The sequence below is a fragment of the Halalkalibaculum sp. DA3122 genome (assembly GCF_043951865.1).
Classification (GTDB): Bacteria; Bacteroidota; Rhodothermia; order Balneolales; family Balneolaceae; genus JAMQKA01.
Genome location: NZ_JBINJF010000114.1, coordinates 1 through 501, shown reverse-complemented (window position 1 = coordinate 501; position 501 = coordinate 1). Strand labels below are relative to the sequence as shown.

Below are 501 nucleotides of genomic sequence, written 5' to 3'. Positions count from 1 at the left end.
GGAACACTCACACGAACATATGAATCACGGTCACAATCACAGTGGCGAGCATCCTCACAACCATGACCACAAACACGATCACAAAAAGGAAAGCCACTCCGGCGGACATGCCGAACACCATGCCCACATGGCCAAGGATTTCCTAAAACGGTTTTGGATATCCATTGCTCTAACCATTCCCATCCTGATTCTTTCTCACATGATTCAGGAACTGCTGGGATTCGGGGATGCCCTCCGGTTTTCCGGTGATACCTATATCTCCTTTGTACTTTCGAGTGTCGTCTTCTTTTACGGAGGCTGGCCATTTTTGAAGGGGTTATTTGATGAGCTGAAAGATCGCCAGCCGGGGATGATGACGCTGATCGGCGTTGCCATAACCGCGGCTTATGTCTACAGTACGCTCGTAGTATTCGTCGTAGAAGGACAAGTTTTCTTCTGGGAGCTGGCCACGCTGGTGGATATCATGCTGATCGGCCATTACATCGAGATGAAATCGGTGAT

The 501-nt window shown here is 49.3% G+C and carries 1 pseudogene; it reads left to right on the top strand.

What is annotated here, in order from left to right:
* Positions 1–19 precede the first annotated feature (19 nt).
* Positions 20–501, top strand: a pseudogene (locus ACG2F4_RS19420) (heavy metal translocating P-type ATPase); the annotation flags it as partial.